This window comes from Amycolatopsis kentuckyensis (genome assembly GCF_041679295.1).
GTDB classification, from domain to species: domain Bacteria; phylum Actinomycetota; class Actinomycetes; order Mycobacteriales; family Pseudonocardiaceae; genus Amycolatopsis; species Amycolatopsis kentuckyensis_A.
In genome coordinates this window covers 724968-738578 of the sequence record NZ_JBGDMD010000004.1, presented here as the reverse complement: position 1 = coordinate 738578, position 13611 = coordinate 724968, and the positions used below count along the sequence as shown (strand labels likewise).

The window sequence follows — 13611 nt, the reverse complement described above, 5'->3', positions numbered from 1 at the left end:
ACGGGGCTCGGCCAGTGTCCGGGAAGACACTTTAGGGTACTTTCCTGCCATGCATCGCGTGGTGGCCCTGGTGCGGCCGGTGCAGTCGACGTTCGAGCTCGGCTGCGCCGCCGAGGTCTTCGGCACGCCGCGCGACGGCGTGCCCGGGTACTACGAGTTCGAGGTCTGCGCGGAGACGCCCGGCCCGGTGCCGACGTCCGCCGGGTACGCGATGGCCGTCCCCCGCGGCCTGTCGGCGCTGGACACCGCGGACACCGTGATCATCCCGGGCTGGGCCCCGGTCGAGGCGCCGCTGCCCCCGCGCGTCCGCCGCGCCCTGCTGCGGGCCCACGCCCGGGGCGCGCGGCTGGTCACCATCTGCTCCGGGGTGTTCGCGCTGGCCCGGACCGGCCTGCTCGACGGCCGCTCGGCCACGACCCACTGGGGCCGCGCCGAGCAGCTGAAGCGCGAGTTCCCGCGGGTGTGCGTCGAGCCGGACGTGCTGTACGTCGACCACGGCGACGTCGCCACGAGCGCCGGGGCCGGCGCGGGGATCGACCTGTGCCTGCACCTCGTCCGGAAGGACCACGGCGCCGCGCACGCCGCCCTGGTCGCGCGGCACATGGTGATGCCGCCCCACCGCGAGGGCGGCCAGGTGCAGTTCGCGCCGCCGCCCCCGCCGCCGGAAGCGCTGGACGGGCTCCTCGGCTGGGCGGGTGACCGGCTCCCGACGCTGTCCGTGGCCGACTTGGCCGCGCAGGCCGGCGTCTCCCAGCGGACGCTCGCCCGGCGCTTCGCCGCCCAGCTCGGCACCAGCCCCGGCGCGTGGCTGCTGGCCCGCCGGGTGACGGAGGCCCGCGCCCTGCTGGAGGACACGGACCTCCCCGTCGAGGCGATCGCGGCCCGGGTCGGCCTCACCTCGGCGGTCAACCTGCGCCGCCGTTTCCGCGCCCAGGTCGGCACGACGCCGGGCGCCTACCGGCGCGCGTTCCGGACGCCGTAGCCGGGCGGCCGGGGAAAGCGGCGTTCCCCGGCCGCCCTTCGCTCACTTGCGCGGCAGCCCCTGCGGGTTGACCTCCGACGCCGGCAGCGCCTCGGACGTCAGGTTCCAGCGCTTGAGCACTTCGGCGTACTGGCCGTTCTTGATGACCGTGTCCAACGCCTGCTGCAACGCCTTGACCAGGCCGTCGTCCTTTTTGGTCATCGCCGCGATGTCCGCCTGGACCGCGCCGCCGCCGGAGACCGTGCCGACGATCTTCGTCTTGCCCTCGACCGCCACGTGGTAGGCCGACGTCGGGTTCGGGCCGACGTAGGCGTCGATGCGGCCGGACTGCAGCGCCAGGTAGTAGTCCGAGGTCACCTGGTAGTACTGGAACTTCACCGGGGCCAGCCCGGCCGCCTTGTTCTGCTGGTCCCAGCGCAGCAGGATCTGCTCCTGGTTGGTCCCCGCGCCGACGCCGATCGTCAGCCCGGCGATGTCCTTCGCCTCCTTGACCGCGATGTTCTTCTCGTTCTTGACCTCGAAGGCGATGGTGTCCTTACGGTAGGTCGCGAAGTCGTACTTGTCCTTGCGCTCCTCGGTGACCGTGATGTTCGAGAACCCGGCGTCGAACTGCCGGTTCTCCACCGAGAGGAACAGGTTCTCCCACGACGACGCCTGCAGGTCGAGCTTCAGCCCGAGCACGTCGGCGACGAGCTGCGCGAGGTCGGGTTCTACGCCGATGACCGTCTTGTCGTCGTCCGCGCGGAAGGACAGCGGCGGGGTGCCGTTGCCGGTGGTCCCGACGACGAGCGTGCCGCGGGTCCGGATCCCGTCCGGCACGAGCGCGGCGATCGCGTCGACCTTCTGCGCCCGGATCCGGTTCTGGTTCGCGGTGATGTTGACGCCGCCGGGCTGGTCGGCCGGCGCGGCCGTGGTGGCCGCCTCCGGGCTGCCGCACGCGGCGAGCGCGAACACCGAAGCGAGCAGCAGGGTTCTCAGTTTCATCGTTCTCCTCAAAGGACTTTCTCCACGAAGGCGCGGGTGCGGGGGTGCTGGGGGTGGTCGAGCACCTGGGCGGGCGGACCTTGTTCGACGACGCGGCCTTCGTCGAGGAAGACGACGGTGTCGGCGACCTCGCGCGCGAAACCCAGCTCGTGGGTGACGACGACCATGGTCGTGCCGGCCTTCGCCAGATCGCGGATGACTTCCAGGACTTCGCCGACCAGCTCGGGGTCGAGGGCCGACGTGGGTTCGTCGAAGAGCAGGACGCCGGGTTCCAGGGCCAGCGCCCGGGCGATCGCGACCCGCTGCTGCTGGCCGCCGGACAACCGCCGCGGGTACTGGTCGGCCTTGTCCGCGAGCCCGACCCGGTCCAGCAGCTCGCGCGCCTTGGCCTCGACCTCGGCGCGGGGACGGCGTTGCGCGGAGATCGGCGCCTCGACGACGTTCTCCAGCACGGTCAGGTGGCCGAACAGGTTGAAGTTCTGGAAGACGAACCCGATCTTGGTGCGCTGCTTGAGGATCTCGCGTTCCTTGAGCTCGTGCAGGCGGTCGCCGGAGCGGCGGTAGCCCATCAGCTCGCCGTCGACGCTGATGAACCCGCGGTCGGCGCGCTCCAGGTGGTTGATCAGCCGCAGCAGCGTCGACTTCCCGGATCCCGACGGTCCCAGCAGGACGGTCACTTCCCCGTGGCGCACTCGGAGATCGACACCGTCGAGGACGGTCAGCGTCCCGAAGCTCTTGTGGACACCTCGTACGTCCACTGTGTACTCCGCGGTCATGCGCCACGCCCCAGCCGGCGCTCGATGTAGTACTGCGCGATCGACAGCACGGTGGTCAGCGCGAGGTACCACGCGGTGGCGACCAGCAGCAGCGGGATCACCCGGCCGCTGCGCGTGTAGATCACCTGGACCTGGTAGAAGAGCTCCGGCAGGGCCATCACGTACACCTGCGACGTCGCCTTGAGCAGGCCGATGATCTCGTTGGCCGCGGTCGGCACGATCGTGCGCAGCGCCTGCGGCAGCACGATCCGGCGGAACTGCCGCCCGGCCGGGATGCCCAGTGCGGCGGCGGCTTCACGCTGTCCCGCGTCGACCGAGAGGAACCCGGCGCGCACGATCTCCGCGGCGTAGGCGCCCTGGTGCAGGGCCAGCCCGAGACCCGCGGCGAGGAACGGCGGGATCAGGCTCATCGTGCCGACCGACACGAACGACGGCCCGAACGGGACGCCGAACGAAATCTCGTTGTACAGGATCGCGAGGTTGTACCAGAACAGCAGTTGGAGAATGAGCGGAACCGACCGGAAGATCCAGGTGTAGGTCCAGCTCACCGCGCGCAGCAGCGGATTCCGGGAAATGCGCATCAACGCGAGCACGGTGCCCAGCAGGAATCCCGTGACGACGCCGAACAACGTCAGTTCCAGCGTCAGCGCGACGGCTTCCAAGATCGATTTCTGGAAGACGAACTTCGCGAACGTCGGCCAGTCGAACGCCTTGTTCGTGACCAGCGCGTGGCCCGCCATCGCGACGAGGACGGCCACCACGGCGGCCGCGACCCAGGTCAGCGGGTGCCGCGCCGGCACGATCTTCAGCGACTCCTCCGGCGCGGCGGCGGCCGCGGGCCGGGTCCCGAGATCACTGGTCATCTCGCGCCCACCGCGGCGGGAAGGGCTTTCGAGAACGGCAACCGGGTCGTCGGCACGGCGTCGACGTCGAAGTGCGGCGTGTAGCCGGTCGCCAGGTACAGGCCCCGCGCCTCGGGCTGGTTCGGACCCGTGGTCAGGAAGATCCGGGAGTACCCGCGCAGCGCCGCCTCGGCCTCCAGTTCGGCGACGACCCGGCGCGCGAGGCCCCGGCCGCGGTGCGCCCGGTGCGTCCAGATCCGCTTGAATTCGGCGGTGTCGTCGTCGTAGCGCTGGAAGGCGCCGCCGGCGACGGCGTGACCACCCGAGACGAGCAGCAGCAGTCCGCCTTCCGGCGGCGCGAACCGGGCCGCGGGGTATTCGCGGAGCTCGAAGTGGACGTCGTTGAGGACGCGGTGGTAGCGCGTCGAATATTCGCGGGCCAGGTCGGCGAGCAATGGCCGGACCCGCGGATCAGACTGGGCGACCCAGACGGATTCGGGCATGGGGGTACCTGCTCCGGAAAAGGAAGGGAAGAAAAGCGCAGGACGCTTTCCGCTGACGTCGACGACTCTAGGAAGCCGGGCGGAGGCCGGTCAACGAACCGGTCCGGCATTCCAGATCCTGGACCTCTCCGCGTCCCAGTTCCTGGGCACCGTTGCGCTCGGCCACCGGGAGGGGTCCACTCGGCGCACCCGCTACTCCGCCGGAAGGATCACGATGTCGGTCACCGACGAGCTCCTGGCCAACAACGCCGACTACGCGTCCCGGTTCAGCGGGCCGCTTCCCCTGCCGCCCGCCAAGCACGTCGCCGTGCTCGCCTGCATGGACGCGCGCATCAACGTCTACGGTGTGCTCGGCCTCAACGAAGGCGAAGCGCACGTGATCCGCAACGCCGGCGGCGTGGTGACCGAGGACGAGATCCGCTCGCTCGCCATCAGCCAGCGCCTGCTCGGCACCGAGGAGATCATCCTCATCCACCACACCGACTGCGGCATGCTCACCTTCACCGACGACGACTTCAAGAAGTCCATCCAGGAAGAAGTCGGCGTGAAGCCCGCCTGGGCCGCCGAAGCCTTCAGCGACCTCGACGAGGACGTCCGGCAGTCCATCGCCCGCATCAAGAACAGCCCGTTCATCCCGAAGAAGGACTCCGTGCGGGGCTTCGTCTTCGACGTCGCCACCGGGAAGCTGGCCGAAGTCGCATGACCAAGGTGAAGCTCACCGCCGACTGGGCCGCGGTGCTCGTCGCGGCCGTGCTGGTCCTCCTGGCCGCGTTCGGCCTGCTGCCGGCGATACCGTTCCTCGTCAAATGACCGCGGACACCACGACCCGCCCCAGCGGGCCGACGACGGTCCTGCGGTACGTCCCCGGCCTGCTGCTGCTCGCCGCGGTCGGCGTCGTGGGCACGCTCGCGCAGAACGGCGTGCGCAGCCTCGGCAAGGCGACCGGCACCGCGCTGCCCGACGTCGAATACGTGCTCTGGGCGATCATCCTCGGCTTGCTGATCCGCAACACGATCGGCATCCCGGCGCCGTTCCGGCCGGGCGTGGCCACGTACGAGTTCTGGCTGAAGATCGGCATCGTGCTGCTCGGCGCCCGGTTCGTGCTGGGCGACCTGCTCAAGCTCGGCGGGCTGAGCCTCGGCCTGATCCTCATCGACATGGCCGTCGCCACGACGGTGATCCTGCTGGTGGGCAAGCTCTTCGGGCTCGGCGGGAAACTGTCGTCGCTGCTGGCGATCGGCACGTCGATCTGCGGGGTCTCGGCGATCATCGCGGGCCGCGGCTCGATCGACGCCGACGACGAGGACTCCGGCTACGCCATCGCCGCGATCCTCGCCCTCGGCGCGGTGGCGCTGTTCACCTTCCCGCTCATCGGGCACGCGCTGAACCTGTCCGACACGCAGTTCGGGCTCTGGGCGGGCCTGGCCGTCGACAACACCGCGGAGACGACGGCGACCGGCGCGGCCTACTCGCCGCACGCGCAGGACGTCGCCGTCGCGGTGAAGAGCACGCGCAACGCCTTGATCGGCTTGGTCGTCCTCGGGTACGCGGCCTACTGGTCGACCCGCGGCGGCAAGAGTGTCGCAAGTGGACTGAAGGAACGCGCGGTGTTCGTGTGGCGCACGTTCCCGAAGTTCGTGCTCGGCTTCCTCGCCGTGTCGGCGCTGGCCACGGCGCACGTGTTCACCAAGGCGGAGGTGACGAGCCTCGGCAACCTGTCGAAGTGGGCGTTCCTGCTGTGCTTCGCCGGCGTCGGCCTGAACTTCGACCTGCGGCAGCTGGCCCGCAGCGGGTTCCGGCCGCTCGTCGTCGCGGCGCTGGGCCTGGTCGTGGTGGCCGCGTGCTCGCTCGGGCTCGTGCTGCTGACGTCCCAGTGGGTCACCTTCGGCTGACCGCGGCCGCCGCGGCCAGCGCGACCGCGAACACCGCGTAGGAGGCGAACAACCCGCCTGCCGAGCCGAGTGCGCCGCCGATCGCGCGGCCGAGCAGCTGCCCGACGCACTCGGCGGTGATCACGGCGGTGGCCAGTTCCGTCGCGGTGAGCCCGCTCGACCCGGCGGTGCTCGCCCGGATGTAGAGGGCGGGGTAGGCGAGGCCGACGCCGATCCCGGCCACCGTCCACGCGGCGAGCGCCACCGGGAACGGGCCGCCGATCGCCAGCGCGGCCGTGCCGAGCGCGGTCAGGCCCAAGCCCGTCGCCGGGAAGTGCTTACGGGCCAAGAGACTCGTCACGGCCCAGGCTAGCGGGGCGGCGCTCAGGACGACCGCCGCCTGGCCGAGGCTCTGCCCGTAGCCGGTCGTGAGCAGCACGGTGATCAGGCTGTCGGCGCCGAAGTAGCCCACGGCGAACAGCACCAGCGCGGCGAGCGCCGACGGCGTCCCGCGTCGCAGGCGGGCCGTGCCTTCGGGGAGGATCGCGACCATGCCGGCGCCGGCGACGACCGCGCCGGCGAGCGCGAGCGGCCACCACCCCTCGCTGAGCACGACGCCGGCCGCGCCGACGGGCACCAGCAGCGTCCGGCCGAGCGGCCGCGGCGACGTCTCCGGGTCGTCCCGGGCGGCCCGCACGACGAGCAACCGTCCGAAGAGGACGAACGGCACGGGCAGCAGCAGCGTCCAGCGCCAGCCGACGAGGTGCGCGAGGCCGAGCGTCGCGGCCGGGCCGACGAGGGCGGGCAGGATCCACATCGCCGACGACGCCGCGACCACCTTGACGCGCAACCGGTCGTCGAGGTGCCGGATCGCGGAACTGACGCCGAACACCGCGAGCAGGCCACTGGCGAGCCCGGTGGCGAGCTGGCCCAGGGCGAAGGCGGCGGCGTTCCGCGCGGTGGCCGCGACGACGAGCCCGCCGACATAGGCGAGCATCCCGGCGGCGAGGGTCCCGCGCGTCCCGAGCTTCGCCAGCACCCGGCTCGCGAGCGGCAGCGCGACGAACAACCCGAGCGTCGAGCCGGCGATGAGCAGCCCGAGCCGGTTCCCGGCGTTCAGATCGCCGGCGACGAGCGGCAGCAGGGTGGAGGCGACGAAACTGGTGACGGCGGCGGCGAACTCGAGCGCGACGATCCCGGCGGCGAGGGAAAGCGGCCCGGCGCGGGTCACGTGTAGAGGTCCCGGTCGTAGGCGTTGATCTGCACGGGGACGCCGTCGGGGTCGGCGACCCGGAGCGACTGGCCGAAGCCTTCGTCGATCACGGGTCCTGGGTGGTAGCCGGCTTCTTGCAGGCGGTTCTGCACGTCTTCGAGCGGTTCGTCGGTCTCGAAGGCGAGTTCGCACCGGCCGTCTCCCTTGTGGACGGCGAGGGTGCCGCCGTCGGCGGGGAGCTCGACCCAGCCACCGGGCCGCGAAACGGGACCTTCGTGCAGGCCGAGGACGGTGTAGAAGCGCGTCAGGGCTTCGACGTCCGAGGTGTAGCGGATGGGCAGCACGCGCATCATGGGCGCTCCTCAGTGCGTCGCAGGTGGTCTTCGAGAACGCGTTCGACGTAGGCGGAGAGGGACTCGTCGGCATCGACGGAGGCGTGCTTCACCCGCCGGATGAGGTCGACCGGCAGGTAGACGCTGAACTGTCTTTTGGCGTCTGTGGGCATGCCCATATGCTAGCAAATGAACAAGCCCACACGGCAAGCCTGTTGTAACGCCGCCCAGCTGCTCGCGACCCATGGATGTGCCCGCGACCGACATCGACGCTCTTCCCGCACCGGACTGGCTCACGCCCAGCGGGCCCCGGCCCACCTCGGTCGGCGAGCACCGCATCACCGTCCGGCAGGACTGGTGGTACCGGGCGATCACCAGCCGGCAGCTGCCGGGAACCCCACCGGCGACTCCGACACTGACCCGCGCCGAGGTGTGGGAAGCGGGCACCGACGTGTTCACCCTGCTGTGGCGGACGCTGGCGTGGGGCTCCGGCCACCACCTGCGTCAGAACAGCAGGCGCCTCGACAGCATCGAGGCGGATCCCAGCGGCGTCGAGAAGATCCTCACCGAGGCGGCCGGGCGGGCCGGCCGCGACCCGGAACGCGCGTTCGCCGCGTTCCGGCCGGACCGGCACAACCGGATCCCCGGACTCGGCCCCTCGTTCTTCACGAAGTTCTTGTACTTCGCCGGCGGCGGAGCGTCGGACCACCCGAGCCTGATCCTCGACCGGGTGGTCGCGACCGCCCTCCGCAACCGCTGCGGCTGGACGTCACTGCACCGCATCGGCCCCTGGCCGCCGGAGACCTACGGGCGCTACTGCACCCTCCTCGGCCGCTGGGCGAAGGACCTCGACTGCGCGCCGGACGAGCTGGAACTCGCCCTCTTCGCCGGCTAGCTCGGGTTCAGGCGGCCGACATCGCTCCGGAGATCAACAACCTCAACCCGTGCGCCAACGCGGGCGCCAGGTCGAGATGCAGCGCCCTCAACGCCGGATCCACTTCATACGCCGCCAAAGCGCTCGGGGACGGACGGCAATGCGTCCACAGCCCGCCGGTCAGGATCATCGCCAGCATGCAGATCGAGGATGCCTCGTCGCCGACCTCCGGGACGTACTCGCGCATCAGCTCGGCCATCGCGTCCAGGCCGGCGAGGGCCGACCGCTTGAAGCGCACCACCGCGTCGGTCGACACGTTGTGCTCCAACACGCCCGCCTGCGCGCCGATCAGGTCGCACAGCACCGTGCGCCGGGCCAGTGAGTGGGCGACCACGGCCGAGAACCGCTCGGCCCGCTCCCCCCGCGGCCGCTTCCGGTCGACGCCCTCGGCCAGCTCGTCCGCCACTTCGGCCAGCCACTCCCGCAACGCGCGGTCGAGCAGTTCGAGCAGGACGGCTTCGCGGGATTCGAAGTAGCGCAACACGTTCGACTTCGCCAGCCCGACGCGACGGCTGAGCTCGTTGAGGCTCACGTCGGCCACCGGCATCTCGTCGAGCATCGCCAGCGCCGTGTCGAGGATCGTGCGGCGCCGCTCCTCCCGCTGCTCGGCACTGCGGGCTCGCTGGAACGTCATGCCATCCAGCGTAACGCCCGCCGCGCGAAATTGAAGACCGGCAGTCTCTTGACAACAGACCGACGGTTCCTTAACGTCGGAGACATAACAGACCGCCGGTCCGAAAGGGCCGTCACGGAGGGAACCGTCATGGGCGAGAACTGGACCGAACGCGACGTGCCGAGCCAGAAGGGCCGCGTCGCCGTCATCACCGGGGCCAACACCGGCCTCGGGTTCGACACCGCGAAGACGCTGGCCGAGCGGGGCGCGACCGTCGTGCTCGCCGTCCGCGACGTCGAGAAGGGCAAGCAGGCCGCCGCGAAGCTCGGCTCGACCGCCGACGTCACCGTGCAGGAGCTGGACCTCTCGTCGCTGGAGTCCGTCCGCGCCGCCGCGGCCGACCTGCACGGCTCGCTGCCGAAGATCGACCTGCTGGTCAACAACGCCGGCGTGATGTACCCGCCGCGCCAGACCACGCGGGACGGCTTCGAGCTGCAGTTCGGCACCAACCACCTGGGGCACTTCGCGTTCACCGGGCTGCTGCTGGACCTGTTGCTGCCGGTCGAGGGCTCGCGCGTCGTGACGGTCGCCAGCATCGCCCACCGCATCCGCGCGGCGATCCACTTCGACGACCTGCAGTGGGAGAATTCCTACGACCGAGTCGCGGCGTATGGACAAGCCAAGCTGGCCAACCTGATGTTCGCCTACGAGCTACAGCGCCGCCTCGCCCCGCACGGCACGACGGCGTCGCTCGCCGCCCACCCCGGCGTGGCCCGCACCGAGCTGATGCGCAACTCCCCCGCGATCGCCCGCGCCCTCTTCCCGGTGGTGGCCCCGCTGTTCACCCAGAGCTCGGAGCGCGGCGCGCTGCCGATCCTCCGCGCGGCGACGGACCCGGCGGCCCTCGGCGGCCAGTACTACGGCCCGGCCGGCCCCGGCGGCTACCGCGGGCGCCCGCAGGTGGTGGCGTCCACCCCGCAGTCGTACGACGCCGGGATCCAGCGGCGCCTGTGGGCGGTTTCGGAGGAGCTGACCGGGGTCAAGTTCCCGGTCGGCTGACGGCCGGAAGCGCGGCGGCTAAAGCCAGTCGTGTTCGCGGGCGTAGCGGGCCGCTTCGTGGCGGGTGCGGGTCTGGGTCTTCTGCATCGCGTTCGACAGGTAGTTCCGGACCGTGCCCTCGGCCAGGTGCAGCCGGCCCGCGATCTCCGCCACCGAAAACCCCTCCCGCGTCGCGCGCAGGACGTCGACTTCGCGGTCGGTCAGCGGGCAGTCGTCCACGACCGCCAGCGCCGAGACGTCCGGGTCGATCCAGCGCTTGCCCGCGTGCAGCGTCCGGATCACCGACGTGATGTGCGCCGGCTCCGCCGCCTTGCTCACGAACCCCTGCACCCCCAGCTTCAGCGCCTTCCGCAGCACTCCCGGCCGGGCGTGCCGGGTCAGCATCAGGATCACCTGCTCCGGTCGCGCGCGCCGGATCTCGGCCACCGCGCCGAGACCGTCCACAGTGGGCATTTCGAGGTCGATGACGAGCACGTCCGGGCGGTGCCGCAGCGTGGCGGCCACCGCCTGCTCGCCGTCTTCGGCCTCGGCGAGCACGGTGATTTCGCCCTCGAGCGGCAGAAGCGCCGCCAACGCCTTGCGCAACAGGGCTTCGTCGTCAGCGAGCACCACGGTGGTCATCGGCCGTCCTCCCGAGCGGGGAAGGCCGCCGCCGTCAGGAAGCGGCCGTCCGTGCGCGACACCCGCAGCTCGCCGCCGTGCTCGGCCAAGCGGTGGCGCAACGCCGAAAGCCCGCTCAGCTCGGGCTCGCCGTCCTCGGCCGCGCCGTCGTTGACGATCTCGATCCCCGACCGCGACAGCGTGATCCGCACCTGGCGCGCCTGGGCGTGCCGCAGGATGTTGGTCGTCGTCTCGCGCAGGACCTGGCCGAGCAGCTCGCCCGCGCGGGCGTCCACTTCGGACTCCCGCTCGACGCGCACGTGGATGCCCGCCGCTTCGAAGAGGTTCTTCGCGTTCTCCAGCTCGGCCGGCAGGTTCAGCCGCCGCTGCGCGTGGGCGAGCTCCTTGGTCTGGACGATCGTGTCGCCGACCAGGCCGCGCACCTCCCCCAGCTCCGCGCGCGCCCGCTCGAGGTCGCTGTCCAGCAGCTTCTCGGCCAGCGCGACCTTCAGCTTCACCACGTGCAGCGTGTGCCCCTGGATGTCGTGCAGGTCGCCGGCGAACCGCGCGCGCTCCCGCGTCACCGCCAGCTCCGCCTCTCGCTCGCGCGACTGCTCCAGCTCGGCGATCAGGTCGAAGAACCGCTGGCTGACGAACATGAACCCGGTCGAGACCAGCACCGCGACCGCGGGGATGGCGGCGTACTGGATCAGCCGGGCGCCGAAGCGGTCTTCGTACACCAGTACGTTCGTCGCGCCCAGGACGGCGACCAGCGCGGTGAACCCGGCCAGCGCCGCGAGCCGCCGGCGCGGCAACGGCGGGATGAGGAACGACCCCACCACGGACACGCCGAAGAACGCGGACGGGTCGTCGGTCAGCGCCCCGGCCAGCCAGACCACCGCGGTGACGGCGAAGCTGGGCCGCGCGACGCGCAGGTAGTCCCCCGCCGTCCAGCGTTCGGCGGTCGCCAGCGCCGCGACCAGCCCGACGACCTGGATGACGACGTGCCACCAGGTCCGGGCGGTCAGCAGGAGCAGCAGCACGCCGACGATCGCGAGCGGCGGGACCGTGGTGATCAGGTTGAGCCGGCGCAGCCGCTCCTGGACCGCCCCACCGGTCCAGGAGCTCCTGCGCGCGATCGTCGGCACCTCCACGGGTTCGAGCGTATCGGGCTCCGCGGGCCGCACCAGTGACACTGCGTCATGCATCGGGGTGACGTCGCCGCACTGCCGGTGGCGCGCCGATCCCGCTGGAATCGGAGCATGTCCACGACACCCGTCATCGACGTCGACCGCCTCACCCTCACCTACGGCGGCTTCCCCGCCGTGCAGGACCTTTCGTTCCAGGTGGAACGCGGGGAGCTGTACGCGCTGCTCGGCACCAACGGCGCCGGCAAGACTTCGACGCTGGAGACCGTCGAAGGCCATCGCGCGCCCACCTCGGGGGCCGTGCGCGTGTTCGGGAAGGACCCGCGCGACCGCGCCGCCGTCCGGCCGCGGATGGGGATCATGCTGCAGGAAAGCGGGTTCTCGCCGGATCTGACCGTCCGGGAGACCGTCCGGCTGATCGGGCGGCTCACCGAACGCACCGACGACGTCGGGCGCGTGCTCGGCGTCGTCGGCCTCAGCCCGAAGGCCACCACCAAGGTCGGGCAGCTCTCCGGCGGCGAGAAGCGGCGACTCGACTTCGCCACCGCCGTATACGGCACACCCGAGCTTGTCTTCCTCGACGAGCCCACCACCGGCCTCGACATCCAGTCGCGGGACGCGCTCTGGGACGCGGTGGACCGGCTGCGCGAAGACGGCGCCACCGTCGTGCTCACCACGCACTACCTCGAAGAGGCCCAGCAGCGCGCCGACCGCATCGGGCTGATGCACCAGGGCGCGTTCCACCGGGAAGGAACCGTCGCCGAGCTGACGCGGACCCTGCCCGCGACCATCCACTTCGGCCTGCCGCCGCGCGCGCCCGCGCCCCCGCTGCACGCCACCCGCCAGGCGGACGGCCACTTCATCGTCGAGACCTTCGGCCTGCAGAAGGACCTGCACACCCTGCTCGGCTGGGCGCAGGACCACGCCGTCGAACTGCGGGACCTGCGCGCCGGGCCGACCCGGCTCGACGACGTCTTCCGCGCCATCGAAAACTCCTGAGAAGAGGACATTCCCATGTGGACGATCGCTCGCGGCGAGCTGATCCAGATCTTCCGCAACCGGCTCGTGCTGGTCACCGCGCTCGTGTTGCCGGCCGGGCTCAGCACGTTGTTCATCACCAAGCACGACCTGTTCGCCCAGGCGGGCAGCCTCGGCTACATCGCGACGCTGGCCCTGTTCTTCGTGGCGGGCATCGGGCTCTACACGACGTCGGTGACGACCCTGGCTTCCCGCCGCCAGAACCTGTTCCTCAAGCGCCTGCGCTCCACCGCGGCGCGCGACGCCGGGATCCTGGGCGGGTTGCTGCTGCCGATCACCGTGCTGTCGGTGGTCCAGATCGCCGTCATCCTCGGCGCGCTGGCCGCGGTCACCGGGCCGCCGGCGGACCCGGTGCTGCTGGTACCGGCCGTCGTCGCGACCGTGGCCATGATGCTGGCGCTCGGCCTGGCGACGGCCGGGCTGACGAACTCGCCCGAGCACGCGCAGGTCACGACGCTGCCGGTCAGCCTCGGCGTCATCGGGGTGGCCGGCTGGGTCGGCGTGACCGGCACCGGCGAGCTCACCCTGCTCAAGCGGCTGCTGCCCGGCGGGTCGGCGACCGAGCTGGTGCTCAACGCCTGGGACGGCGGCAAGCCGCTCACCGATTCGCTGGTCCTGTTCGGACCGACGCTGGCCTGGGTCGTCGTCGCCGTCTCACTGGCCACGCGGCTCTTCCGCTGGGAACCGCGCCGCTGAGGCGGCGGCGCGAACGAGAG

At 71.4% G+C, this 13611-nt stretch carries 17 protein-coding genes; 7 read left to right on the top strand and 10 right to left on the bottom strand.

Annotation, left to right across the window (positions count from 1 at the left end; all coding sequences use genetic code 11):
• Positions 1–49: 49 nt before the first annotated feature.
• Positions 50–982 (top strand): GlxA family transcriptional regulator, encoded by a 933-nt coding sequence (locus ACERZO_RS19960; RefSeq protein ID WP_372666202.1) that lies wholly within the window; start codon positions 50–52, stop codon positions 980–982.
• Between the two features lie 42 nt (positions 983–1024).
• Here ACERZO_RS19960 and ACERZO_RS19955 read toward each other — a convergent pair whose 3' ends face one another.
• The 4 genes from ACERZO_RS19955 to ACERZO_RS19940 are packed head-to-tail and all read right to left on the bottom strand — an operon-like array spanning position 1025 to position 4087.
• Positions 1025–1966 carry an ABC transporter substrate-binding protein gene (locus ACERZO_RS19955; protein WP_372666201.1) on the bottom strand — a complete coding sequence of 314 codons (942 nt, stop codon included), beginning with the start codon at positions 1964–1966 and terminating at the stop codon, positions 1025–1027.
• 8 nt (positions 1967–1974) lie between these two features.
• On the bottom strand, positions 1975–2742 hold the full coding sequence (locus ACERZO_RS19950; RefSeq protein ID WP_372666200.1) for an amino acid ABC transporter ATP-binding protein: 768 nt from the start codon (positions 2740–2742) through the stop codon (positions 1975–1977).
• The gene (locus ACERZO_RS19945; RefSeq protein ID WP_372666199.1) at positions 2739–3605 is read right to left on the bottom strand and encodes an amino acid ABC transporter permease; all 867 of its coding nucleotides are present in this window, start codon (positions 3603–3605) and stop codon (positions 2739–2741) included. Before ACERZO_RS19945 ends, ACERZO_RS19950 begins: the two co-directional genes overlap by 4 nt.
• Positions 3602–4087, bottom strand: a complete 486-nt coding sequence (locus tag ACERZO_RS19940) for a GNAT family N-acetyltransferase (protein ID WP_372666198.1) — start codon at positions 4085–4087, stop codon at positions 3602–3604. Before ACERZO_RS19940 ends, ACERZO_RS19945 begins: the two co-directional genes overlap by 4 nt.
• A gap of 214 nt (positions 4088–4301) precedes the next feature.
• On the opposite strand from ACERZO_RS19940, the gene ACERZO_RS19935 reads away from it, so the two are divergent.
• Positions 4302–4790: a beta-class carbonic anhydrase gene (locus ACERZO_RS19935; RefSeq protein ID WP_372666197.1), complete on the top strand. Its 489-nt coding sequence runs from the start codon at positions 4302–4304 to the stop codon at positions 4788–4790.
• A 103-nt stretch (positions 4791–4893) separates the two neighbouring features.
• The gene (locus ACERZO_RS19930) at positions 4894–5979 is read left to right on the top strand and encodes a YeiH family protein (RefSeq protein ID WP_372666195.1); all 1086 of its coding nucleotides are present in this window, start codon (positions 4894–4896) and stop codon (positions 5977–5979) included.
• Here ACERZO_RS19930 and ACERZO_RS19925 read toward each other — a convergent pair.
• From ACERZO_RS19925 to ACERZO_RS19915, 3 genes are read right to left on the bottom strand one after another with little or no spacing between them, the layout of a single operon-like run.
• Positions 5966–7189, bottom strand: coding sequence for an MFS transporter (locus ACERZO_RS19925; RefSeq protein ID WP_372666194.1), 1224 nt, complete (start codon positions 7187–7189; stop codon positions 5966–5968). The genes ACERZO_RS19930 and ACERZO_RS19925 overlap by 14 nt on opposite strands.
• Positions 7186–7524 (bottom strand): VOC family protein, encoded by a 339-nt coding sequence (locus tag ACERZO_RS19920; protein WP_372666193.1) that lies wholly within the window; start codon positions 7522–7524, stop codon positions 7186–7188. Before ACERZO_RS19920 ends, ACERZO_RS19925 begins: the two co-directional genes overlap by 4 nt.
• On the bottom strand, positions 7521–7676 hold the full coding sequence (locus tag ACERZO_RS19915; RefSeq protein WP_372666192.1) for a CopG family transcriptional regulator: 156 nt from the start codon (positions 7674–7676) through the stop codon (positions 7521–7523). Before ACERZO_RS19915 ends, ACERZO_RS19920 begins: the two co-directional genes overlap by 4 nt.
• Positions 7677–7747: 71 nt before the next feature.
• Here ACERZO_RS19915 and ACERZO_RS19910 point away from each other — a divergent pair, with 71 nt between their 5' ends.
• Complete coding sequence (locus ACERZO_RS19910) at positions 7748–8398, top strand: 8-oxoguanine DNA glycosylase OGG fold protein (RefSeq protein ID WP_372666191.1); 651 nt, start codon at positions 7748–7750, stop codon at positions 8396–8398.
• Positions 8399–8405: 7 nt separating this feature from the next.
• Here the strand turns inward: ACERZO_RS19910 and ACERZO_RS19905 are convergent, their stop codons facing one another.
• A complete protein-coding gene (locus tag ACERZO_RS19905; protein WP_372666190.1) occupies positions 8406–9071 on the bottom strand; it encodes a TetR/AcrR family transcriptional regulator in 666 nt (221 codons plus the stop codon).
• Positions 9072–9200: 129 nt separating this feature from the next.
• Between ACERZO_RS19905 and ACERZO_RS19900 the strand changes: the two genes are divergently transcribed.
• Entirely contained in the window at positions 9201–10109 is a 909-nt protein-coding gene (locus ACERZO_RS19900; RefSeq protein WP_372666189.1) for an SDR family NAD(P)-dependent oxidoreductase, read from the top strand.
• A gap of 18 nt (positions 10110–10127) precedes the next feature.
• Here ACERZO_RS19900 and ACERZO_RS19895 read toward each other — a convergent pair whose 3' ends face one another.
• Both ACERZO_RS19895 and ACERZO_RS19890 read right to left on the bottom strand, forming a co-directional pair.
• On the bottom strand, positions 10128–10730 hold the full coding sequence (locus ACERZO_RS19895) for a response regulator (protein ID WP_372666188.1): 603 nt from the start codon (positions 10728–10730) through the stop codon (positions 10128–10130).
• Complete coding sequence (locus tag ACERZO_RS19890; protein WP_372666187.1) at positions 10727–11863, bottom strand: sensor histidine kinase; 1137 nt, start codon at positions 11861–11863, stop codon at positions 10727–10729. Before ACERZO_RS19890 ends, ACERZO_RS19895 begins: the two co-directional genes overlap by 4 nt.
• Before the next feature lie 108 nt (positions 11864–11971).
• Between ACERZO_RS19890 and ACERZO_RS19885 the strand changes: the two genes are divergently transcribed.
• Both ACERZO_RS19885 and ACERZO_RS19880 read left to right on the top strand, forming a co-directional pair.
• Positions 11972–12856 carry an ABC transporter ATP-binding protein gene (locus ACERZO_RS19885; protein WP_372666186.1) on the top strand — a complete coding sequence of 295 codons (885 nt, stop codon included), beginning with the start codon at positions 11972–11974 and terminating at the stop codon, positions 12854–12856.
• 15 nt (positions 12857–12871) lie between these two features.
• Positions 12872–13591, top strand: a complete 720-nt coding sequence (locus ACERZO_RS19880) for an ABC transporter permease (RefSeq protein WP_372666185.1) — start codon at positions 12872–12874, stop codon at positions 13589–13591.
• Positions 13592–13611 lie beyond the last annotated feature (20 nt).